The 22,723-nt window shown below is 26.8% G+C and carries 26 protein-coding genes; 19 read left to right on the top strand and 7 right to left on the bottom strand.

What is annotated here, in order from left to right; genetic code table 11:
- Nucleotides 1-17: 17 nt before the first annotated feature.
- From ACZ5OA_RS00385 to hisF, 3 genes are read right to left on the bottom strand one after another with little or no spacing between them, the layout of a single operon-like run.
- Nucleotides 18-1,178 (bottom strand): amino acid permease, encoded by a 1,161-nt coding sequence (locus tag ACZ5OA_RS00385; protein WP_464907559.1) that lies wholly within the window; start codon nt 1,176-1,178, stop codon nt 18-20.
- Entirely contained in the window at nt 1,175-1,429 is a 255-nt protein-coding gene (locus ACZ5OA_RS00380; protein ID WP_464907558.1) for a hypothetical protein, read from the bottom strand. Before ACZ5OA_RS00380 ends, ACZ5OA_RS00385 begins: the two co-directional genes overlap by 4 nt.
- Nucleotides 1,426-2,187, bottom strand: coding sequence for an imidazole glycerol phosphate synthase subunit HisF (gene hisF, locus ACZ5OA_RS00375; protein WP_464907557.1), 762 nt, complete (start codon nt 2,185-2,187; stop codon nt 1,426-1,428). Before hisF ends, ACZ5OA_RS00380 begins: the two co-directional genes overlap by 4 nt.
- Before the next feature lie 59 nt (nt 2,188-2,246).
- Here hisF and rsmA point away from each other — a divergent pair, with 59 nt between their 5' ends.
- The 6 genes from rsmA (at nt 2,247) to nifT (ending at nt 8,414) form a co-directional block, all read left to right on the top strand.
- Nucleotides 2,247-3,047: a 16S rRNA (adenine(1518)-N(6)/adenine(1519)-N(6))-dimethyltransferase RsmA gene (gene rsmA, locus ACZ5OA_RS00370; RefSeq protein ID WP_464908303.1), complete on the top strand. Its 801-nt coding sequence runs from the start codon at nt 2,247-2,249 to the stop codon at nt 3,045-3,047.
- The gene (locus tag ACZ5OA_RS00365) at nt 3,007-4,881 is read left to right on the top strand and encodes a ribonuclease J (RefSeq protein ID WP_464907556.1); all 1,875 of its coding nucleotides are present in this window, start codon (nt 3,007-3,009) and stop codon (nt 4,879-4,881) included. The genes rsmA and ACZ5OA_RS00365 overlap by 41 nt, the downstream gene beginning before the upstream one ends.
- Before the next feature lie 100 nt (nt 4,882-4,981).
- Nucleotides 4,982-5,227, top strand: a complete 246-nt coding sequence (locus tag ACZ5OA_RS00360; protein WP_464907555.1) for an HP0495 family protein — start codon at nt 4,982-4,984, stop codon at nt 5,225-5,227.
- Between the two features lie 179 nt (nt 5,228-5,406).
- Complete coding sequence (locus tag ACZ5OA_RS00355; protein ID WP_464907554.1) at nt 5,407-6,525, top strand: aldo/keto reductase; 1,119 nt, start codon at nt 5,407-5,409, stop codon at nt 6,523-6,525.
- 1 nt (nt 6,526) lies between these two features.
- Nucleotides 6,527-8,206, top strand: a complete 1,680-nt coding sequence (locus ACZ5OA_RS00350; RefSeq protein ID WP_464907553.1) for an L-aspartate oxidase — start codon at nt 6,527-6,529, stop codon at nt 8,204-8,206.
- Nucleotides 8,199-8,414 carry a putative nitrogen fixation protein NifT gene (nifT, locus tag ACZ5OA_RS00345; protein ID WP_464907552.1) on the top strand — a complete coding sequence of 72 codons (216 nt, stop codon included), beginning with the start codon at nt 8,199-8,201 and terminating at the stop codon, nt 8,412-8,414. The genes ACZ5OA_RS00350 and nifT overlap by 8 nt, the downstream gene beginning before the upstream one ends.
- A gap of 8 nt (nt 8,415-8,422) precedes the next feature.
- Here nifT and ACZ5OA_RS00340 read toward each other — a convergent pair whose 3' ends face one another.
- A complete protein-coding gene (locus ACZ5OA_RS00340; RefSeq protein ID WP_464907551.1) occupies nt 8,423-10,009 on the bottom strand; it encodes a sigma-54-dependent Fis family transcriptional regulator in 1,587 nt (528 codons plus the stop codon).
- Nucleotides 10,010-10,266: 257 nt separating this feature from the next.
- On the opposite strand from ACZ5OA_RS00340, the gene ACZ5OA_RS00335 reads away from it, so the two are divergent.
- From ACZ5OA_RS00335 to ACZ5OA_RS00305, 7 genes are read left to right on the top strand one after another with little or no spacing between them, the layout of a single operon-like run.
- Nucleotides 10,267-11,850 (top strand): aspartate:alanine exchanger family transporter, encoded by a 1,584-nt coding sequence (locus tag ACZ5OA_RS00335; RefSeq protein ID WP_464907550.1) that lies wholly within the window; start codon nt 10,267-10,269, stop codon nt 11,848-11,850.
- 36 nt (nt 11,851-11,886) lie between these two features.
- Complete coding sequence (locus tag ACZ5OA_RS00330; protein ID WP_464907549.1) at nt 11,887-12,585, top strand: NifU family protein; 699 nt, start codon at nt 11,887-11,889, stop codon at nt 12,583-12,585.
- 46 nt (nt 12,586-12,631) lie between these two features.
- A complete protein-coding gene (locus tag ACZ5OA_RS00325) occupies nt 12,632-13,030 on the top strand; it encodes a DUF362 domain-containing protein (RefSeq protein WP_464907548.1) in 399 nt (132 codons plus the stop codon).
- Nucleotides 13,031-13,033: 3 nt separating this feature from the next.
- Nucleotides 13,034-13,417 (top strand): NifB/NifX family molybdenum-iron cluster-binding protein, encoded by a 384-nt coding sequence (locus ACZ5OA_RS00320; RefSeq protein ID WP_464907547.1) that lies wholly within the window; start codon nt 13,034-13,036, stop codon nt 13,415-13,417.
- Nucleotides 13,398-13,787, top strand: coding sequence for a DUF362 domain-containing protein (locus ACZ5OA_RS00315; RefSeq protein WP_464907546.1), 390 nt, complete (start codon nt 13,398-13,400; stop codon nt 13,785-13,787). Before ACZ5OA_RS00320 ends, ACZ5OA_RS00315 begins: the two co-directional genes overlap by 20 nt.
- Before the next feature lie 9 nt (nt 13,788-13,796).
- On the top strand, nt 13,797-13,883 hold the full coding sequence (locus ACZ5OA_RS00310) for a 4Fe-4S binding protein (RefSeq protein WP_464908302.1): 87 nt from the start codon (nt 13,797-13,799) through the stop codon (nt 13,881-13,883).
- Between the two features lie 60 nt (nt 13,884-13,943).
- Nucleotides 13,944-14,174, top strand: a complete 231-nt coding sequence (locus tag ACZ5OA_RS00305; RefSeq protein WP_464907545.1) for a hypothetical protein — start codon at nt 13,944-13,946, stop codon at nt 14,172-14,174.
- A gap of 22 nt (nt 14,175-14,196) precedes the next feature.
- Here ACZ5OA_RS00305 and clpX read toward each other — a convergent pair whose 3' ends face one another.
- From clpX to ACZ5OA_RS00290, 3 genes are read right to left on the bottom strand one after another with little or no spacing between them, the layout of a single operon-like run.
- On the bottom strand, nt 14,197-15,414 hold the full coding sequence (clpX, locus tag ACZ5OA_RS00300) for an ATP-dependent Clp protease ATP-binding subunit ClpX (protein ID WP_464907544.1): 1,218 nt from the start codon (nt 15,412-15,414) through the stop codon (nt 14,197-14,199).
- A gap of 10 nt (nt 15,415-15,424) precedes the next feature.
- Nucleotides 15,425-16,264, bottom strand: a complete 840-nt coding sequence (locus ACZ5OA_RS00295; protein ID WP_464907543.1) for an SIR2 family protein — start codon at nt 16,262-16,264, stop codon at nt 15,425-15,427.
- Nucleotides 16,261-16,767 carry a thioredoxin domain-containing protein gene (locus ACZ5OA_RS00290; RefSeq protein ID WP_464907542.1) on the bottom strand — a complete coding sequence of 169 codons (507 nt, stop codon included), beginning with the start codon at nt 16,765-16,767 and terminating at the stop codon, nt 16,261-16,263. Before ACZ5OA_RS00290 ends, ACZ5OA_RS00295 begins: the two co-directional genes overlap by 4 nt.
- Before the next feature lie 108 nt (nt 16,768-16,875).
- Between ACZ5OA_RS00290 and nifB the strand changes: the two genes are divergently transcribed.
- The 6 genes from nifB (at nt 16,876) to ACZ5OA_RS00260 (ending at nt 22,693) form a co-directional block, all read left to right on the top strand.
- The gene (gene nifB / locus ACZ5OA_RS00285; RefSeq protein WP_464907541.1) at nt 16,876-18,291 is read left to right on the top strand and encodes a nitrogenase cofactor biosynthesis protein NifB; all 1,416 of its coding nucleotides are present in this window, start codon (nt 16,876-16,878) and stop codon (nt 18,289-18,291) included.
- Nucleotides 18,291-19,403: a homocitrate synthase gene (gene nifV / locus ACZ5OA_RS00280; RefSeq protein WP_464907540.1), complete on the top strand. Its 1,113-nt coding sequence runs from the start codon at nt 18,291-18,293 to the stop codon at nt 19,401-19,403. The genes nifB and nifV overlap by 1 nt, the downstream gene beginning before the upstream one ends.
- 57 nt (nt 19,404-19,460) lie before the next feature.
- Complete coding sequence (locus ACZ5OA_RS00275; RefSeq protein WP_464907539.1) at nt 19,461-19,727, top strand: hypothetical protein; 267 nt, start codon at nt 19,461-19,463, stop codon at nt 19,725-19,727.
- Between the two features lies 1 nt (nt 19,728).
- A complete protein-coding gene (locus ACZ5OA_RS00270) occupies nt 19,729-21,225 on the top strand; it encodes a GNAT family N-acetyltransferase (RefSeq protein WP_464907538.1) in 1,497 nt (498 codons plus the stop codon).
- Nucleotides 21,226-21,367: 142 nt separating this feature from the next.
- Nucleotides 21,368-22,273: a nitrogenase iron protein gene (gene nifH / locus ACZ5OA_RS00265; RefSeq protein ID WP_464907537.1), complete on the top strand. Its 906-nt coding sequence runs from the start codon at nt 21,368-21,370 to the stop codon at nt 22,271-22,273.
- A gap of 72 nt (nt 22,274-22,345) precedes the next feature.
- The gene (locus ACZ5OA_RS00260) at nt 22,346-22,693 is read left to right on the top strand and encodes a hypothetical protein (protein WP_464907536.1); all 348 of its coding nucleotides are present in this window, start codon (nt 22,346-22,348) and stop codon (nt 22,691-22,693) included.
- The last annotated feature ends 30 nt before the right edge of the window (nt 22,694-22,723 follow it).

Raw genomic sequence — 22,723 nt, 5'->3', positions numbered from 1 at the left:
AACACTTATTTTCTTCATTATATGCTAAATTTACTTTTATATTTCAAAAATATATAAAGAAAAATCAAAATTCCAAACGCATAAACCATATCAAAACCTATTATAAAAATTACAAATAACATATTTAAAACAGCAAAAAAAGCTGTTTTTTTATTTTCAAGAAGTTTTAAGGCACTTAAACTTACAAGTAAATAAACCAAAACAAATACTCCATTAGCATATATAATCAATAAATCAATTTTGAAATTAAATATAACTTTTAATAAACTTACTCCCAAAATCGTTAAAACAATAATACTAAGTGCAACTTTAAAATTAATATTAAAAGTAGTTGCAAGTCTAGTCAGTGAAGCAATGTATAAATTAACCGCCATAAGACATATTAAAAATGCAATTATTCCAATTATAATTTTAGCAAAAGGTAAAATTTTAGATGCTATAAAAGTAAAAGAGCTTAAATTTTTATATTCATCTCCATAAGCACCAAATACCAAAACTGCAAATGTTGCTGCCATATACATAAAAGTTACGATAAAAATTGCTATTAATATAGCTTTGAAAAAATCGTTTTCATTTTTAAATTCGTGAGAAAGATGAGTTATTGCTTCAATTCCTACAAAACACCAAAAGATTATACCCATTGTTTTTATAAAATTTAATGTATGACTTGAGATACTAAAATTCTGAAATAAAGAAATAATGAAAAACAGTGAAACAAGTAAAACAATTGTTACAGTTATGAAAATATTAATATTTGATGATATACGAAAGGATATGAGATTTAATAAAAATATAATTAAACTCATAAAAATAATAAAAGGTATTAAATTTGTAGTATTAAAAGCTTCAGCTAAATATGCAGCTCCGGTAATAATTACTACAGGAGGGCCTATAGGAATGATAGATAAATAAAGCAAGGAAGTAATTTTTCCAAAAGTTTTACCAAAAGCTTTTTCTACAAAATAAGCACTTCCACCAGCATTTGGATAAATTTTACCAAGTTTACCAAAAACAAATGCAACAGGCAAAATTAAAATTGCCATTAAAAACCATAAAAGCAAGGAAAACCATCCACTGTATGTTGCACTAAGAGCTGGAACTATGAAAACACCACTTCCAAGAAGTGTTACTATAATAGTTGCAATTCCTTGATAAATATTTATTTTTTTATGATTCATTTATATTTCTTAACTCTGTCCAAGTATATTTCTATATTTTGTGATTCTTGGAATAACTTTCTATTTAATTTTTGACCAGCTAAAATAGCTTTGAATTTAGCAATTATACCAAATCTATGTAAAATTTTCATGGCTTCAAAACCACCGCCTCTTGAAGGTGCTTCTATTTCAAAAATTTTAGATTGAATCTTTCTGTGACTCCACCCATCTATTAAATATGCTTCAATAACTTTAAAATCTATCTCATTCATAATCTAACCGTAATATTTTCATTATTTAAATAATGTTTTAAATCCATAATATCAATTTCTTTAAAATGAAAAATAGAAGCGGCTAAGGCTGCGTCAGCACTATTTTGGAATACTTCTTTGAAATGTTCCATTTTTCCAGCACCTCCACTTGCAATTACTGGCACATTTACTAATTCAGAAATAGTTTTAGTTATATTTATATCAAATCCTGCTTTTGTTCCATCAGTATCCATACTTGTGAGAAGAATTTCCCCTGCCCCTCTATCAACTACCTCTTTTGCCCAAGCAATTGCATCAAGTCCAGTATCTTCTCTACCACCTTTTACAAAAACATTCCATTTATTTGCTCTCACTTGTTTTACATCAATAGCAACAACAATACATTGACTTCCAAATCTTTTAGCACCTTCATTAATAAAATCAGGATTTTTTACTGCACTTGAATTGATAGAAACTTTATCACATCCAACATTTAGTAATTTATAAATATCATCAAGTTTTCTAATTCCACCTCCTACAGTTAAAGGGATAAAAACTTCTTTTGCTACATTTTTTACAATATCAACAATTGTATCTCTCTCCTCATTTGAAGCAGTAATATCCAAAAATGTAAGTTCATCTGCTCCTTCTTCATTATATCTGACCGCTGCTTCTACAGGATCGCCTGCATCACGCAGACCCACAAAATTCACACCCTTAACAACTCTTCCATCTTTTACATCTAAACAAGGGATAATTCTTTTTGCTAAATAATTCAATTTTTTACCTTTTTTATGAATTTATATTATAATTCTACCAAAAAACGAAAGGATATGTTATAATACAAGCAAAAAAGAAATTCGGACAAAATTTTTTACAAGATAAAAGCTATATAAATAAAATCATCGAATCGATGCCCAATAATGACAATATAATTGTCGAAATTGGTCCTGGATTGGGTGATTTAACAGAAAAGTTACTTCAAAAAAACAGCTTAGTAGCTTATGAGATTGACGAAGATTTATGTAAAATATTAAAAGACAAGTTCGATAATTTAGAACTTGTCTGTGGAGATGTATTAGATAGTTGGCAAACGGGGAGATTAAGAGAAAAAAAATATAACTTAATCGCTAATTTACCTTATTATGTAGCGACAAATATCATTTTAAAAGCGCTAAATGACGAAAATTGTGAGAATATTTTGGTTTTAATCCAAAAAGAAGTAGCACAAAAATTTAGTGCCGAGTGTGGGGAAAAAATTCATAGTGGGCTTAGTATAATTGCACACTCAGTAGCAGAAGTAGAAATAAAATTTGAGATTCCTCCTACTGCATTTAACCCTGCACCAAAAGTGATGTCATCAGTAATTTTGTTTAAAAAAAATAGATTAAAATATGATCAAGATTATGCAAAATTTCTAAAAATTGCTTTTAGCCAACCGCGAAAAACACTCCTAAAAAATTTATCTCAAAAATATGATAAAGAATTTATAAAAACTATATTTAATAAAATAAATTTAAAAGAAAATATTCGGCCACATCAAGTAAGTGACAAACTGTTTTATGAAGTTTTTTCTGAATTAAAAGGAGAAAACGAAAATGACACCACAACAACAAACGGAAAAAGTAGTAGAAAATAGTTCAAACGAAACTAAAGAAACTAAAAATACAAAAACTTATAATAAATCTTATCAAAGAAAACAACCAAATCCTAAAAATTTTGTATGGTTTAAAGATTTAAAACAAGCTTTTAATGAAAATGAAAAAGTTCAAGCTGCAAGATTAAATACAGATCAAAAACTTGATAAAGAAAAAAAGGGATGGGTTAGATTTACTCCACTTGGAGGACTTGATGAAATTGGAGGAAACTGTGCTGTTTTTGAAACAGAAGATAGCGCAATAATCTTCGATTGTGGAATGAGTTTCCCAACAGAAGATATGCATGGAGTTGATATATTAATTCCAGATTTTACATATCTTAGAGAAATAAAACACAAACTTAAAGGTTTAATTATTACTCATGGACATGAAGATCATATTGGTGCAGTTCCATATTTATTTAAAGAATTACAAGTACCAATTTATGGGACTTCACTTCCACTTTCAATGATAGAAAATAAATTTAAAGAACATAAAATGCTTGAATATACTTCATATTTTAGAAGTATAAAAAAAAGAAAACAGATTAAAATAGGTGATTTTATAGTTGAATGGATTCATATGACTCATTCAATCATCGATGCAAGTTCAATTGCTATTCAAACACCAGCAGGAACAATTTTCCATACAGCCGATTTTAAAATCGACCATTCACCAATAGATGGTTATCCAGCCGACTTGCAAAGAATTGCATATTATGGTGAAAAAGGTGTTTTAGCAATGTTTAGTGATTCTACAAATTCTTATAAACCAGGAATTACTCCAAGTGAGAGTGTAGTAGGACCAACATTTGATAGACTTTTTACAGAAAGTAAGGGTAGAGTTATTATGTCAACATTCTCTTCAAACATCCATAGAGTTTATCAAGCAATAGATTATGGAGTAAAACATGGTAGAAAAGTATGTATAATTGGTAGAAGTATGGAAAAAAATCTTGATGTAGCTATGAATTTAGGTTACATAAAACTTCCTAAAAATATATTTATTGATGCACATGAAATTGGAAGATACCCAGATAATGAAGTTTTAATTGTAACAACTGGAAGCCAAGGTGAAAGTATGAGTGCATTATACAGAATGGCAATTGATGAACATAGACATGTTAAATTAAAAGAAGGTGATCAAATAGTTCTTAGTGCAAGAGCAATTCCAGGAAATGAACCAGGAGTTAGTGAACTAATCAACTATTTAATGAAAAAAGGTGCCAAAGTAGCATATCAAGATTTTAGTGAAATTCATGTAAGTGGACATGCCGCACAAGAAGAACAAAAACTTATGCTAAGACTTGTTCAACCTAAGTTTTTCTTGCCAGTGCATGGAGAATATAATCATTTATTAAGACATAAAAAAACTGCTGAAAGTATAGGAATTAATGATAGAAATATTTTTATTATGCAAGATGGTGACCAAATGGAAATAACTCAAAAAAGAGTTAGAAAAGTTAAAACTGTCAAAACAGGTAAAATATTTATAGATAATCAAATAAATAAAGAAATTACAGATGATATCGTAGTTGATAGACAAAAACTAGCAAATGATGGAATTGTAATGATAATCGCACAAGTTGATTCAGAAAATAAAAAATTGATTGGTAAACCAAAAGTTACAAGTTATGGTCTTGTAAGTGATAGAGAAGATGCCTCATTTGCTAGAGAAATGGAAGGTATTTTAGTGGAATTTTTAAAACATGCAAAACCATATGTATTTGAAAAAAATAGAGTATTTGAAAATGAAGTTAGAGGTGTTATAAGAAAACATATCTTTAGAAAAATGAAAAAATATCCTACAATTGTCCCAACTGTATTTTTTCAATAAAAACAATTTAGTCTAAGTTGATATGCTTAGACTAAATAAACTTGACAAATCTTCAAAAATATTATATTATATAACCATCTTATAAATAAAGGAATAGATTATGGAAAAAAAAGAAGCAAAAATAGAATATCCTTGTACATGGGAATTTTGTGTATTTGGAAAAGATAAAGATAAATTGCATAGTGCTATAAAAGAGTGTTTACCAACTCATTTTGATCATAAACATTCAAAAAGTCATAAAAGTTTTCATTCACAAAAAGCAAAGGTAATGGTAAATAGTGAAGATGAGAGAAATGAGTTTTACAAAAAATTACAAAACCATCCTGAAATAAATTATATTTTATAACTTATATTACTCCTTACAATTATTATTGTATATTTTGGGAATAAAAACTTATCTAAAATTAGTGATTTTTTAGCATTATCCATAAACTACATTTAATCTTTTTAAACTCATAAGTATCTTTATAGAATAAAAATTGCATATTATATATTGTAAATAATTATAAATAAAGGTATTAAAAAATGAATTTTGCTACAGTAGAAGGAACTTTTTCTTATATTAAAAAATTTCCTAAATATTCAAAAGATTTTTATAATTTTAATGGTGATTTTTTTGTTTCATCAATAGGATTAGGAACTTTTAGAAAAGAACCTTATAAAGAAGAAAATTATCTTTCCCAAATAAATTTTTATAAATCTACTAAAACTGCTTTACAAAATGGTATAAATTTTATAGATACTGCAAGTGTGTATAGATATCAAGAAAGTGAGAAAGAAATAGGAAAAGCTTTAAACGAAATGATAAAAAATGGAGAAATTATTCGAGAAAATTTTGTTATTTCTTCAAAAGCTGGATTTATACCTTTAGAATTTCCTTTTCCCAATAATCCATATGAATGGATATATAAAAATATAATAAAAAACTATTTGGCGAAAAAAGAAGAAATAGTCGCAGATCAACACTGTATGAATCCAAAGTTTTTAGAATGGAGTTTAAATAATTCTTTAAAAAATTTAAATATTGAAGGAATAGATATTTTCTTTTTACATAATCCAGAATTTCAGTTAGGATATGTAAAAAGAGATATTGTAATAGAAAGAATTAAAGAATCTTTTAAATTTTTTGAACAAATGGTGGAAAAAAAGAAAATTAAATATTATGGAATAGCATCTTGGAATGCTTTTTTATATGAAGAAAATCATCTTGAATATTTGAATCTCAAAGAAATGATTGATATAGCAAAATCCGTTGGAGGGGAAAAACATCATTTTAAATATATTCAAACACCTTTTAATATTGCTAAACCCCATATGTTTAATTATGTAAATCAAATGGATGAAGACGGAAAATATTATACTTTACATCAAGTTGCTAAGAAATATGGAATAAATATAATAAATTCTTCTTCTCTTTTACAAATGAATTTATTTAAAAGTAAATTTAATAAAAAAATAAAAAAATTAACTAATACTTTGGAATTAAATAATATTATAACAGCACTTCAGTTTGCAAGGTCAAACGGTAGTTTAACTACTTTATTTGGATCAGTTAATCCAGAGCATATAAAAGATAATCTTATATTATCATATATACCTTTGGCAAAAAAAGAAAATATGTTAAATCTATTGGTAGGAGAATAATATGCTATATGATGTAATTGTAGTAGGAAGTGGAATTGCAGGTTTATCCGCAGCTCTTAATGCAAAAAAAGAGGGTTTAAAAGTTGCAGTAGTTACTAAAAGTTCTTTATTAAGGTCAAATTCAGCAGTAGCTTCAGGTGGAATTAATGCTGCAATATATACTAATAATGGTGATTCTCCTAAACTTCATGCTCAAGATACTATAAAAGCTTCCAAAAAATTATCAAAAAATAAGATGGTTAAAAAAATGTGTGAAGATGCCCCTAATATTATAAAAGAATTTATAGAAATGGGGGTAAAATTTGATATGACTAATGATAATAAAATATCTCAAAGAACTCTGGGAGGCAGTAGTAAAAAAAGAACATGCCATATTGCTGACAGAACAGGTTCGGCTATAGTAATGTCATTATTGCAATCTTGTAGAAAAGAAGGTATTGAATTTTATACAAATCATTATTTACTTAATCTAATACCTTGTAAAGGTAAAATATCAGGAATTTCTTTATTAAAAAAGGCTGACTCAAAAGTTACTGCTTTAGGATGTAAAGCATTAATATTAGCAGGTGGTGGGTATGCTGGTATTTTTAAAGGATATACTACTAATTCACAAGAAAGTTCAGGAGATTTAATTGCAGCTGCATTTAGAGCTGGTATTAAAATTTCAAATATGGAATTTGTACAATTTCATCCAACTGCTTTAAAAAGAAGTGGTTCTTTAATATCAGAAGCAGCAAGAGCTGAAGGCGCTTACTTGATTGATGAAACAGGAAAACGCTTTACGAAAGAATTAGCAACGAGAGATGTTTTATCAAGAGATATATTAAAACATATTCAAATTGGTCATAGAGTATATCTTGATTTTAGACATTTATCTACAAAAATTATAGATGAAAAACTCCCTGCAACATATAAAATAGCTATGGGAAGTGCACATATTGATATAAAAAAAGAGCTTCTAGAAATAGCTCCTTCAGCTCATTATACTATTGGAGGAATTTATATAAGAGATGATACTTCAACAACTATGGATGGAGTGTATGCATGTGGGGAATGCTCAATGAGTGGTATTCATGGAGCTAATAGGCTAGGAGGAAATTCACTTCTTGAAGCTTCTTATTTTGGCAAAATTTCAGGAAAAGAGGCAGCATTATATGCAAAAAATGAAAATTTTAAACCTATCAATTTTATTAATCTTGAAAAAGATGAAAAAAATATAGATTATATTTTAAATGGTGAAAATTTATATAATATTAATTCATTAAAAAATAACTTAGGTGAAGTTCTTTTTTTTAACATCGGTCCTTTTCGTTCTGAAAAATCACTTCTTAAAGCCCATGATTATGTTCGGTATTTAAGAGAATTAAAATTAGGAATTTGTTGTATCAATAAAGAAAAAGATAATAATGTGGAATTATCGTTAATTTTGGAATTTTTCAATTCTTTAACAATTGCAGAATTAATGATATATAGTGCCCTAAACAGAGAAGAAAGTAGAGGCGTTCATTATAGAAATGATTATAATTTTATTGATCAAAATTATGATTATTTAAATACAAATATTGTTAGATATTCAAAAGATTATTTCAAAATCTTTTCAGAAATAAATTTTAAAAAAGATTATGCATATAGTCTAAAAAAAATAATTAAAAAATCAATAGAAAGGTTAAGACATGGCTAAAATAATGTTGAGAGAAAACAGTGAAGGTGAAGTTTTATTTTATGTTGTAAAAAAAGACATAGAAGAAACAATTGAAAAAATAGAATTTGACAGTGATGAAAAATGGGGAGGTGAAATCCAACTTAAAAATGGAAATATATGGTTTATAAAACCTATGCCAAAAAAATTACCAGATCAGGTAAACGCAAAATTAATAAGAAGAAATTAAAAAACTTCTTATAATTTGAGATTATATTTTTGTATTTTATATCCTATTTGTCTTGTAGTAATTCCAAGGAGTTTCGCTGCTTTTGTTTGAACTCCATTACTTTTAGTTAGCGCTTCTATTATAGCTTCTTTTTCCATTTCTTGTAATTCTTTTTTTGTAGAAATTTTTTGTTTTTGTTTAGGTTGTTCTAAATTTTTAATTTTATTTTCTTTTAGATAAAGTTTTTGAAAATCATATGGAAGTATAGAATCAAGCATTTCAGGTTTAATTTCACCATTATAACAAATAAGTGTAATTCTTTCCATAATATTCTGAAGCTCACGTATATTTCCTGGCCATGGATATTGAAGAAGTAATTCCATAGCTTCTTTACTAAAAAACATATTTTTATTATTTTCTTTCATATTTTTATTTAAATAATAATTTATAAGTAAAGATACATCTTCATATCTTTCTCTTAAAGGTGGGAGATTAATAGGTATTACATTTAATCTGTAATATAAATCTTTTCTAAATTCATTATTTTCAACCATTTTTTCTAAATTTCTGTTTGTTGCTGCTATCAATCTTACATCAGTTTTTATTGTTTTAACTCCCCCTACTCGCTCAAATTCTTGTTCTTGTAATACTCTTAATAATTTAACTTGCATATTTGGTGATATGTCTCCTATTTCATCAAGAAACAATGTTCCTTTATTAGCGAGTTCAAATCGTCCTTTTTTAGATTCTTTTGCATCGGTAAAAGCTCCTTTTTCATGACCAAAAAGTTCTGATTCCAGAAGTGTTTCACTAATTGCAGCACAATTTAATTTTATTAATGGCCCATTTTTTCTTTTACTTAAATTATGAACTGCTGTTGCAATAAGTTCTTTTCCTGTTCCAGTTTCACCCCTAATAAGTACTGTAGCATCACTTGGGGCTATTTTTTCAACTAAATTAAAAATCTTTTTCATTTTTGTGCTTTTAGCTATTATATTTTCGAATTGATATTCTTTAAATACTTCTTTTTTATAATATACATTAAGCTCTTTTAAGTTTTCTTTTTCTTTTTCAATTTTTTTTCTATAATTTATTGCACTGATTGATAAAGAACCAAATATTGTCATCATTGTTATAATTTCTTCAAAATTGATTTTACTTTTTTTAACTAAATTAACTGAAACAACACCCAATATTCTATTTTGTCTAATAATTGGGACAGCTACATATGAAATAATAGATGTGTTTCTTGTCCCCATTTTATTTAAATAAATAATATTATTGTGAATATTTTCTATAACAATAGGTTCTTTTGCTTTAGCAGCAAGTCCAGTAGCTCCTTCTCCTAGTTTATATACAGCTAATTTTTTCTGTTGAGGAGTAAGTCCTACTGATGTAAATAATGAGAGATAATTTGTTTCACTTTCATAAATAAAAAGGGAGCATCTTTCAAAATATTGCTCGTTTTTTAGTAATTTCATACTTTTTTCAATGCTTTTTTCCATATCTTCATAACTATTTAAAAGATTTGCTATTTCATACAACTGTTTCATTTGTTCATATGAATGTAAAGCCTTACATTCTTTACATTTTTCCAAAAAATTATTATTAGGCATTAGTTTTCCTTTATTATTATTAAAAAATAATATGTTTAATAAAATAACAAAAAAAAGTAAAAAAAATAGATTTTTTTTGATTAAAAAACAATCAATTTAAGAAATTTTTAAATTCTTCACTAAATATATTAAGTAAAAAATTATATAAAGTTTTTTCTTAATGATATATATAATTATTTAACACTTATTTAAGCGTAGAATAAAAATTGCATATACATATTAGAAAGAAAAACGAAATTAAAAACTTAAGGCATACAATGATAAACAGTGAAATATTTTATCTTTTTTTTATCATCTCTATTGGATATATTATAGGAAATATAAAAATTAATGGTTTTTCTTTAGACATTACTGCTATTTTCCTAGTTGCATTAATTGCTGGGCATTTTGGTATGATTATTTCTGATAATTTTAAGCTTTTCGGTTTGGCTATTTTTATTTACGCTGTAGGTCTTCAATCAGGCCCTGGTTTTTTTGAAATAATCAAAAGTGAAGGAATTAAATTAAATATTATTGCTGTTATTTTATTACTTAGTATTTTTATATGTATATATTTTCTAGGTAATTATTTTAATTTAAAAAAAAGTGTTATAGATGGAATTCTTACAGGTTCACTAACTAATATTCCTTCACTTGCAAGTGCACTTGAAGTAAAAAACGATCCTATAATTTCTATTATATTTGGAGCTGTTTATCCTTTTAGTATTTTTGTTACTATATTTTTTATAAGAATGTTACCTGTTATATTTAGAGTGGATTTAAATAAAGAAGTTGAAAATTATGAAAAAGAAAAAAAAGAAAAAAGTCCTTTAATTCTTACAAAAAATTTCAAAATTACAAATGAAAATTTTAAAAAACGACCTATTAAAAAATCCCAAGTAGAAAAAATAACATCAACTATTATAGAAAGAGTTGAATCGCAAAATTTAGAAGATTTAGAAGAAAAAAAAGATATCTATCTACATTATAACAATATAGTAAGGGCTTCTGGCAGCAAAGAACAACTAGAATCTTTACGTATTATACTTGGAAATGAAATAGGAGATGCTTATAAATTTCACGATGATATGAAAATTTTTAAATTACTTCTAACATCCAAAAATATTATTGGTAAAAAAATAGGAAGTATAAAAGAATTAAAATCCCTTAGAGCTGTTGTAACAAAAGTAGGAAGAGCAGGGATAGATATAAAACCTCATCCGTCATTAACATTAATGCTTGGCGATAAACTTTATGTAGTTGCTCCTGAGGAATATGGACAAAGAATTACAAAACTTATAGGAAATAATCTCTTAAAATATCCTGCAGCAGATTTTTTATCTATATCCTTAGGTATAATTTTTGGCATAGCTTTGGGGAGTATACCTTTATATTTACCGTTTATAGGAGAGATTAAACTTAGTTTTGTAGGAGGTATATTAATTACGGCTTTAATTCTAGGGAGAATAGGAAGAATAGGAAATATTGTTTTTCAACTTTCCCCTAATTCAAATAGTCTATTGAAAACTTCCGGACAGTTAATATTTATGGTAGCTATCGGAACAAATGCCGGAAAATATCTTTTGGAAGAACTTTCCAAAAACGGATTTTTACCGATATATATTGGGTTGTTTTCCATTACATTTTCACTTTTTTTTGTTGCTTTTATATGTAGAATTTTTTTAAAAATGAATTTTTTAAACATTTTAGGTGTTTTATCTGGAGGAATGACATCAACTCCTACATTGAGCGTTGTAAATTCTGTTTCAAAATCGGATTATCCTTCTATAGCTTATACAGCTGTTTATCCAATGTCTTTGGTAATTACAATTTTTTTGGCTCAGCTTGTTTTAAAAATTTAGAATATAAATTGCATATAAAATTGGAAAAGGACTACTATGAAAATGTTTAAAAAAGGTATTAAGGAATATGAAACAAAAAATTATAATAAAGCAATAGAATATTTTCTAGAATCCTACAATCCAAAATCATTGGTTAATTTAGGAATATTTTATCTAAAAGGATTAGGATGTAAAAAGGATATTGAAAAAGCAAAAGAATATTTTAAAAAAGCGGCTGAATTTAACGAATCAAAAGGGATTTTTTATTTAGCAAATATTTATGAAAAAGAAAATAACAAAAAATTTGTTGAATATTACGAAAAAGCGGCAAAGTTGAATGAAAAAAATTCACAGTTTAAATTAGCACTTTTTTATAAACAAAAAGATATAAGTAAAGCAATGAAATATTTTATAAAAGCTGCATACAATGGTCATCCACAGGCACAACAGATTATAACATATGTTAGTAATAAAAATTTAGACACTGATTTGAATGAAAAATTTAGAAAATTGGATGAAAATGAACAAAAAGAAAAAATTATTGATTTGTTGAAAAATGAAATTATTCCTATATTACAAAAAGATGGTGGTGGAATTGAACTTATTGAATATATTCCAGGGAAAATTCCAGAAATTTGGCTCCATTATATAGGGGCATGCTCAGGCTGTTCATTTGGTAAAACTACTACCGCAGATATGATAATAAAATATTTTGAACAATTAATTGATAAAAATATTATTTTATATTTATTTTAGAATAAAAATTGCATAATGTTTTTTAAATATCAATAAAGGAGTAAAAATGGCTGTTATGATAACGGAAGCTTGCATAAACTGTGGAGATTGTGCAGAAGCGTGCCCTGTTGCGGCAATCTTAGATGATTCAAAAGATAGAAATCCATATATGGGGGAACATTTTTATGTAAAACCTGAAAACTGCGTTGAATGTGTTGGTCACGCAGATGTACCTAGATGTGTTGAAGCATGTCCTACAGAAGGATGTATTGTATGGGATTTGCCATATATAAAAGAATTTAGTGAATATTATGGAAAAGGTAACAATGAAGGCGTTTATAAAATAAGAGTTCATAAGAAAAAAGGTTTAATGCTTCCTTCAATAAAAGAAAAACCTTTTATTGAATCTGTATCGGTAGAAGAGAGAAAAGCACACTCTGCGGTTTTAAAATTTTTTAAAGCTTAAAATATGGTTATAGCTTTTGCATCTAATAACGGGGAAAAAATTAACGAGCATTTTGGTTGGTGTAAATTTTTTTATATTTATGAAATAGATAAAAATAAAAGTAAATTTATTAAAAAAATAGAATCTGTAAACGAGCCTGAAAAAGAGAATGAAAAACTTTTATTTAAATTTGGAAAATTAAAAGAGTGTGATTTATTATACTGTGTGCAAATTGGCCCTGGTGCTTCTAAAATAGCTAACTCTTTTAATGTTTTCCCTGTAAAAGTAAAAGAAAATGAAGATATTAGAGATGTAATTGAAAAAATTCAGAATATGTTAAAAAATAATCCTCCGATATGGCTTTTGAGGATATATAAAAGGAGTCAAAATGGCGGTAATGATTACTGATTTGTGTACAAACTGTGAGGCGTGTATAGACGAATGTCCTGCAACAGCAATAGTAAGTGTAGATAATTCGCCTTTGGAATTTGCAGAGCATACTTATGTAAAACCAGAAAAATGTATTGAATGTGTCAATTCAGCAGTTCCTAAATGTGCAGATATTTGTCCTATTGAAAATTGTATCTTATGGGATTTTCCTTATATAGAAGAATTTAATGACTATTTTGTAAACAATGACAATTATGTAATAAGGGTACACAAGAAAAAAGGACTTATGTCTCCCAAAGTTTCACCAAAACCTTACAGGGAAAATATTACCATTGATCAAAGAAAAGAATATATAAGTGTTGGAAAAACACTAAAACTTTATAATTAAGGAGAAAAAATGGCTGTAATTATAGAAAAAAGTTGTGTAAATTGTGATGCATGTTTACAAGTTTGTCCAGTAAATGCAATTGTTAGTGATTTTTAAAATCCTACAGGAAAGAAACGTTATTATATTCAACCCGAAAAATGTATAGAATGTGTTGGTGTGTATGAAGATCCTCAATGTGCAGCAATTTGCCCATCAACTGGGACAATAACTTGGGACTATTCTTATACTAAAGAATTTGAAAGTCATTTTTTAAATAATAATAAATATAAAATAAGTACTACAAAAGGTGGTAAACTTAAAACACCTAGTTTAAGAGAAAAAAAATATAGAAAAGATATTTCTTTAGAATTAAGAGGAATAGGTAAAGAAGTTCAAAAAGATTCCTAAAATTTAAAGATAAAAAAAATATTTAATTTAATTGTTCACTTTTTTTAAAAATATAAATAGCCTCTTTACTTTCCCCTGTAACAAAATCTTTTGTAATTATACATGTTTGTAAGTTTTCTTTTGTAGGTGTAGCATATAAAATAGGAAGCATTATTTCTTCTATTATTCCTCTAAGTCCTCTAGCACCTGTCCCAGTAGAAATAGATTTTTCTGCAATTACTTCAATGGCGTCATCTTCAACAACAAGCTCAATTCCATCCATTTCAAAAAAAGCTTGATACTGTTTGATTATTGCATTTTTAGGTTCAATTAATATCTTTATCATTTGCTCTTTTTTTAGTTCTTTTAATTGAGTAATCACAGGAATTCTTCCCGTAAATTCAGGTATCATACCATAACGTATCAAATCTTTTTGTTGAATTTTTTCTTCAACTGTTTTAGCTAAGGTAGATTTTTTTATTCCAAATCCAATTTTATGATTATTTTTTTTATTACTATTTGTAATTAAATTAATAAATGCTCCTCCACATATAAATAAAATTTGAGAAGTGTTCATTAAAACAGTCTCTGTTGTAGAATTTTTTCTATTACCTTTTACTGGCACATACACATCTGAACCTTCTAATACTTTTAAAAGCCCTTGTTGAACTCCTTCGCCTGAAACATCTCTTCCTATAGTAGCACTTTCTCCTTTTTTTGCTAATTTATCTATTTCATCAATATAAATAATTCCTTTTTGAGCTAATTTTATATCGTAACTTGCTGCTATTAGAAGTCTTGATAAAATACTTTCAACATCTTCTCCTACATATCCAGCTTCTGTTAAAGCAGTAGCATCTGCTATTGCAAATGGAACATTTATAACTTTAGCAAGTGTTTTTGCAAGAAGTGTTTTACCACTCCCAGTAGGACCTATCAATATAATATTACTTTTTTCAAGTTCTATACCATTATATATTGGATTTTCAATTCTTTTATAATGATTATATAAAGCAACTGCTAAAACTTTTTTTGCATTCTCTTGGCCTATAATATATTTATCTAGATGTTCTACAATTTTTTCAGGTTTTAATAATTTAAATTCATTTTGTTTACGCTTTTCAAAATATGCCTCTCTTTTTAAAATTTTATAATAAGTTGTTATACATTCACTACAAACATTTGTTTTTTCTATAAAAAACATTTTTTTAACTTCATTTTGTTTTCTCCCGCAAAATGAACATATTTTTTCATTATCCATCTTAAACCTTTTATAATGCTTCTATAAAATATTTGTTGAATTCTTCCAGAGATATTGGAATATGGGTTAAATTATGTTTTTTTAGAAAATTTTCCTCTTTTTTTGTCAGTGGGGATTCTTTTACATAATATCCGCCTTCTAAATCCAAAGTTAACTCATTTGCCATCATTCTGTCTGTATCTGTTGAAAAATTAGTACCTAAAAATAGATATTTTTTACTTTTTCTGTATTTTTTTAGAAATGATGGAACTGCAAATCCGCCCATAGCTTCAGTAAACCAATCTACATAATCTGCATCTGAAACAATAAAACTTGGATTTGGAAGAGGCGAACCCATAGGCTTAAAAAGAATTTTTGTAGCATTTTTCAACTCTTCTTGAGTACTTTTTATATATTTTTTTGTTTTTACTTCCCATTTGTAAATTTCAAATCTATAATCATTATTTAAAATCCTTGCTTTTCCTACAATAAGAGTATAAGGTGTATTTGAAAGAATTTCTTGAAATTTTAAGTCTCTATTCGTATCTATTATATATTTCGGATTTAAATTTATAATTTCTTTATGTAACTTAGTTGGTTCAAACGATTTGGTATATATAAAATTTGTAAGCTGTTGTATATATTCATAACCTCTTCTTTGTTCTAAATGCATAGCGGCTCTTGAGAATTCATACATAAGTCTTGGACTCATGGGCCTATTGTTATTCATTTTTAAAATAAGTGAATCAAAATCATAAGGTATCTGTTCACCTTCTTTAGTTTTAACATTTTTAAAAATTCCTATACCTAAATAAGGAATTGTTGTTTGATTTTTTATTTCTTCTTTTATTTTTTCAATTAATTTATTCATATTTCACATCCTTTTTTATTATAAATATCTTTTGAAGATAATATTTTTCTTTTTAATTTTTCTAAATTAAATTCTTGATAAATATCTTTTGGATATTCATCATAATAGATAGCTCCATCTTTTGATATTAATATAAGAGCTTTTGTAAGTTTTTTTTCAAGAATACCTCCTTTAAGGGATAAACCATACATATCAGCTAATTCTCTTTCTCTATCTGTTAAAGATAATATATTTTCAAATATAGGAAGTTCTTCATCTGTTGTTAAAACTAAATATGTATGAATATTTAAATCTTCTATAGTTTTATCAATATTAATAATTTCTTTCAATAAATTATTATCCATAAAAGGTAAAGTAATAATAAGCTGAGTATTTTTGCATTTTTGTGGTATTTTAATTGTTATTGAGTTTTTATCATATAAAGTTACTGCTTCAGCTTTATATCCAATATCAAGTGGTATCTCTTCTAAAGAATAAAATTTATTTTTATATTTAATTTTCAAAACATCTCCTTTTTTATAATAAGTATGCAATATTTATTCTATAAAAAAATTTATATAGAATAAATATTGCATATAAACAATAAAATAGTTTTTAATAAAGGAAATAAAATGAATTCAATAAACAATAAATTTGTACCTGAGAATATAAAAGAAAAAATAAATAATCACCCTTGTTATTGTGAAGATGCACATCATCATTATGCGCGTATTCATGCGGCGGTAGCACCTGCATGTAATATTCAGTGTAATTACTGTAATAGAAAATATGATTGCTCTAATGAAAGCCGTCCTGGAGTTACAAGTGAAAGAATGACCCCAGAAGAAGCAATAAAAAAAGTACTTTATGTAGGAGGAGAGGTTAAACGCCTCAGTGTTTTAGGTATTGCAGGTCCTGGTGATGCATTGGCAAATCCAAAAAAAACATTTGAAACTTTAAGACTTGCTAGAGAAAAAACACCTGATCTTAAACTGTGTCTTTCAACAAATGGATTAGTTCTTCCAAATTATGTGGATGAGCTTGTAAAATATGGAGTTGATCATGTAACAGTTACAATAAACAGTGTTGATGAAACTGGTGAAATAGGCTCAAAAATATATTCTTGGATTTATTATAACCACAAAAGATATTTTGGTAAAGAAGCAGCAAAAATTTTACTTCAAAGACAGCTTGAAGGTATTAAAAAATGCGTTGAAAAAGGAATTTTAATTAAAGCTAATTCTGTTTTAATTCCTAGAATAAATGATAAACATTTACCTAAAGTTGGTAAAAAATTAAAAGAACTTGGTGTATTTTTGCACAATATTATGCCACTTATTTCTGAACCTGAATTTGGGACTAAATTTGGATTAGAAGGAGTTCCTAGCGCAACTCCACAACAAGTTATGGAAACTCAAAAGGCCTGTGGCGTAGATGTAAAATTAATGAAACACTGCAGACAATGTAGAGCTGATGCTGTGGGGCTAATAGGAGAAGACAGAGGCGCTGAATTTACAAAAGATGTATTTGTAAATAAGAATTTTGAAGAACTTGAAAAACATTACAATATTGAAAATAGAAAAGAGGCTCATCAAAAAATAGAAGAGTGGAGAAAAATTTTAGAAAGTGCTAATAAAAAAATGGAGCAGATAGAAAAAAATTTAAGCTCAGACAATAAAACTATTTTAGTTGCAGTTACAACTGCTGGAGAAGGTATAATTAATCAACATTTTGGCTCTACTAAAGAATTTTTGATTTATAAAGCAGGAGATAATGGAGTTACATTTATACAACACAGAAAAATAAATAGTGCATATTCAGAAGCTACTGAATTTAATAATCCTATGAATGAAATAACAAATATACTAAAAGACTGTGAATTACTTTTAACAGCAAAAATAGGTCAAATACCTAAAAATGATTTAAAAGAAGCTGGAATTACAGTAGATGACAATTTTGCTTTTGAGCCTATAAAAATATCGGTTTTAAAAGCCACAAGAAAATACTTTAATTTAGTTGAAGAGGTTGAAGAAATGGAGGTAAACTAATGATTATAAATGATACAACATTGAGAGATGGAGAGCAGGCTCCTTATGTTGCTTTTAATACAAAAGAAAAAATCACAATTGCAAAAATGCTTGTTAAAAGTGGTGCTAATGAGCTTGAAATAGGTATTCCTGCTATGGGAAATCAAGAAAAAAAAGATATAAAAGAGTTGCTTTCTTTAGGATTAGGGGTTCGTATGATGACATGGAATAGAGCTACAATGAAAGATTTAGAAGCATCTATTAAATGTGGTGTAAAAGCTGTTGATTTATCTATTCCAGTATCTGATTTATTAATAGATATTAAATTTAAAGGAAATAAAAATAAATTATTAAATAATCTTAAAAAAACAATAAGCGAGGCAAAAAAAGAGGGACTTTTTGTATGTATAGGAGCAGAAAATTCATCAAGAGCTAATATTGAATTTATAACCGAAATTATGAAACTAGGCCATGAACTCGGAGCCGATAGATTTAGATATTGTGATACTGTAGGAATATTAACTCCTTTAAAAACTTATAATATCATTAAAAAACTCTCTTCATTAAATCTTTTACCAATAGAAATGCATACACATAATGATTTTGGATTAGCTAATGCAAATGCTTTAAGTGGTTTTGAAGCTGGTGCCATAAGTGCAAATACAACGGTTATAGGTTTAGGAGAAAGAGCAGGAAATGCCTCATTTGAACAAATTTTAATGTCTTTAAAACATTTATATGCAAAAAAAATAGATATAGATTCTAAATCTATTAGAGAATTAAGTGATATCGTAAGTAAAGCTGCCAATATTGAAATTGCACCAAATACGCCAATAATTGGGGAAAGACTTTTTTTTCATGAAAGTGGAATACATGCCGATGGTGTGATAAAAAACAAAAAAGCTTATGAACCTTTTGAAGCTGAGGAAGTCGGTGCAAAAAGAGAATTTCCTATAGGTAAACATTCAGGCTCTTCTACACTTCTATATCACTTAAAAGCTGTCGGTATAGAAGCAAAAAGAGATGTTTTGAGAAATTTAGTCCCAAAAATAAGAAAGATAGTTACTAAAAGAAAAAAAGTCTTAAATACTAATGAACTTATTGATTATTATAAAAAATATATATGTTTATAAAAAAAATATTATTATGATAAATATGGATAAAAAAGAATTAAGAAAAGAGCTAGGAAAATGAGAACAAAAGAAGAAATTTTACAAATGGAAATTTGTGAATGTGGTGAAAAAAATGTATCCCAAGCAATTGAAATTTTTGAAAATACTTCTTTGCCTTTTAAAAAAGCAAAAAAACTGGTAACAGAATGTAACAGATGTTGCTGTAGAGAGGCATTGAAGAAATTATATGATATGAAACAATTTGGAAAATATGATTTAGAAGAAATTGAAATGTTGATAGAAAAAAGACTGGAAAGAATAAGAAAAATAGCCCAAGGAGAATAAAATGAATAATGATTGGTATGAACTCAAAAATTGGCTTATTAAATATGAAGCAATAGATAAAAATATTAATAATCCTCTAGATATAAAAAGAATAAATCTAAATTCAAAACAAATAAAAGAAATTCCTGAACATATAGGAATACTTGAAAATCTGATTACATTAGATTTAAGTAATAACTTATTAGAGTTTTTACCTGAAAATATTAAAAATTTAAAAAAACTTATAAATTTAAATATTAGCAAAAATTATTTTAAAATATTACCTGAAGTTTTAGAACATTTAAATTTAAGTTCTTTAAATGCTAGTAGTAATTTAATAGAAAAAAGTGATATTATCCCTAAATGTCTAAATTTAAGAGTTTTAAATTTAAGTTTAAATAAGCTTAATGAATTTAAGAGTATAGCATTTAATAATAATTTAAGAGTTTTAAATATATCCAATAATTTTATAAAAGATATTTCTTCGCTTTGTAAAACTCTTTGTAATGTAGAAAGATTTAATATTTCTTCAAATTTAATTGAAGAAATTCCAGACAATATCTCATATTTAATCTCTTTAAATGTCTTAGATGTTCAAGATAATCAAATAAACAAAATTTCTAAAGAAATCTATAAACTTTCTTTGGAAGAATTAGATTTAAGCGATAATCAAATTATGGAATTAAGATTAAAAGAAATGCAGGATTTAGAAAACTTAACAATTGATAATAATCCTATACAAAAAATTTCTTTAAGTGATGATTTTGCACCATATTTAAAAGTTTTTTCGGCTGAAGGATGTGGGATAAAAGAATTTTTAATGTTTAAATCCATAGAAATTAAAAATTTATGTTATACATCAAATGAAATTATTCAAATCCCTGAAGAAATTATACAATATAGCAAACTTGAAGAATTAAATATTGATGATAACAATATAAAAGATTTACCAGATAATTTAGCAAATTTAAATAATTTAAAAATTTTATATATTGAAGGAAATCCTCTTAAAGAGCATGCAAAAAGAGTAATTAATGTTTTACATCCTAAAATTTGTGATATTAAAATGAAAAAAGGAATTATTGTTGAAGAGGCTAAAGAATTTGATCTTCCCCAAATGGCTCATTTAATAGATGAACTTTTTTCAATAGAAAAAGATTTCGAGGCAGATTTTAATAAACAGCTAACAGGTATTACAAAATTGTTAGAACAAAAAAGTAATGTTTTGTTAGTTGCGAAACATAATGATAAAGTTGTTGGAATGGTTACAATGCAAAGGCTTATTTCAAGTGCAGAAGGTAATTATATAGGACAGATTGAAGATTTAATTATAAAAAAAGATTACCATAATATGGGAATAGGAAGTAGATTATTAAATAAAATTCGCTCTATTGCCCAACAACTTGGATATAAGCGAATACAACTTGCAGCAGATATTAATAATGAAAATGCACATATATTTTATATAAAAAGAGGTTTTTACCAAACTAACCTAAAAATTTTTCATTACAAACCTTAATCCTTTCTCCCTTTTTCTACAAAATTGTTTTTATTTTATTATCTTTTATAAATATTTTGTTTGTTTTTTAATTTTTTAGCATAAAAAGATGGAATACATTATGCACTATAGTTAAATGAGATTAAAAATTAAGGAGAAAAAAATGGCTGAATTAAGACAAATTGCATTTTATGGAAAAGGTGGAATTGGTAAATCTACTACTTCTCAAAATACATTAGCTTCTATGGCTCATTATTTTGATAAAAATATAATGATAGTTGGTTGTGATCCAAAAGCTGATTCTACAAGACTTATTTTACATGAAAAAGCACAAAATACTATTTTATCAATGGCTGCTGAATTAGGAACTGTTGAAGATTTAGAACTTGAAGATGCATTAAAATATGGGGCTGGAATGTTTACTCCAGATACACCAGGTGGTTGGATAGATTGTGCTGAATCAGGTGGACCGGAACCTGGTGTTGGTTGTGCAGGAAGAGGTGTTATTACCGCAATTAATTTTCTTGAAGAAGAAGGTGCTTATGAGAAAGATGGTTTAGATTTTGTATCTTATGATGTTTTAGGAGATGTTGTTTGTGGTGGATTTGCTATGCCTATTCGTGAGGGTAAAGCACAAGAAATTTATATAGTTATGTCTGGTGAAATGATGGCTATGTATGCTGCAAACAATATTTCAAAAGGTATTTTAAAGTATGCAAACACTGGTGGAGTTAGACTTGCGGGACTTATTTGTAATGCAAGAATGACTGATAGAGAATATGACCTTGCATGGGCACTTGCTCGTAAACTTGGTACTCACATGATACATTTTGTTCCAAGAAATAATATTGTTCAACATGCTGAACTTAGAAGAATGACTGTTGTTGAATATAGCCCTTCATCTGATCAAGCATTAGAATATAAAGAACTTGCAAGAAAAATTATTAAAAATGATTTAAAAGTTATTCCAACTCCTCTTGAAATGGATGATTTGGAAGACTTATTAATGGAATTTGGTTTAGAAGAAGAAGTATTAGAAGATGAAATTGGTCAATCAGCTGAGGCTTAAGTCAAAATTTTGTAAAGAAATAATTCTTTACAAAATCTCATAATGAAAAAAAGAAAAAAAAGGAGAATTATTATGTTTATTTTAGGTTTTTACTTCCCAGCAGAAATGGGAAATAATGTTCCAGATGAAAAAGTTATTGAAAAATTAGATAACTCAGGTGTTGATTTCAGTGATGTAAATGAAATAAAACTTACAATGGAAGAATATGGCCAAAAAAAAGAATTAACTTATACAAACAAAGATACTTTTATGTTTAAAGCATTAGCTCATTATGCAAAAACTGCAGAGACAAATTATATGATTTATACAAATCGTTATCAAATTTCTGAACTTTCAAAAAGACTTGATAGTGATAATGAGACTATGAAACTTTGTAAAAAATTTGACTCTATGGCTCTTTTTCGTATTGAAGTTGCTTAAATAAAAATATATAAAACATTAAAAGGAGAA

It is taken from the genome of Thioreductor micantisoli (assembly GCF_055392745.1).
The sequence above is the reverse complement of the archived record's forward strand: the minus strand, read 5'-3'. Positions and strand labels throughout refer to the sequence as shown.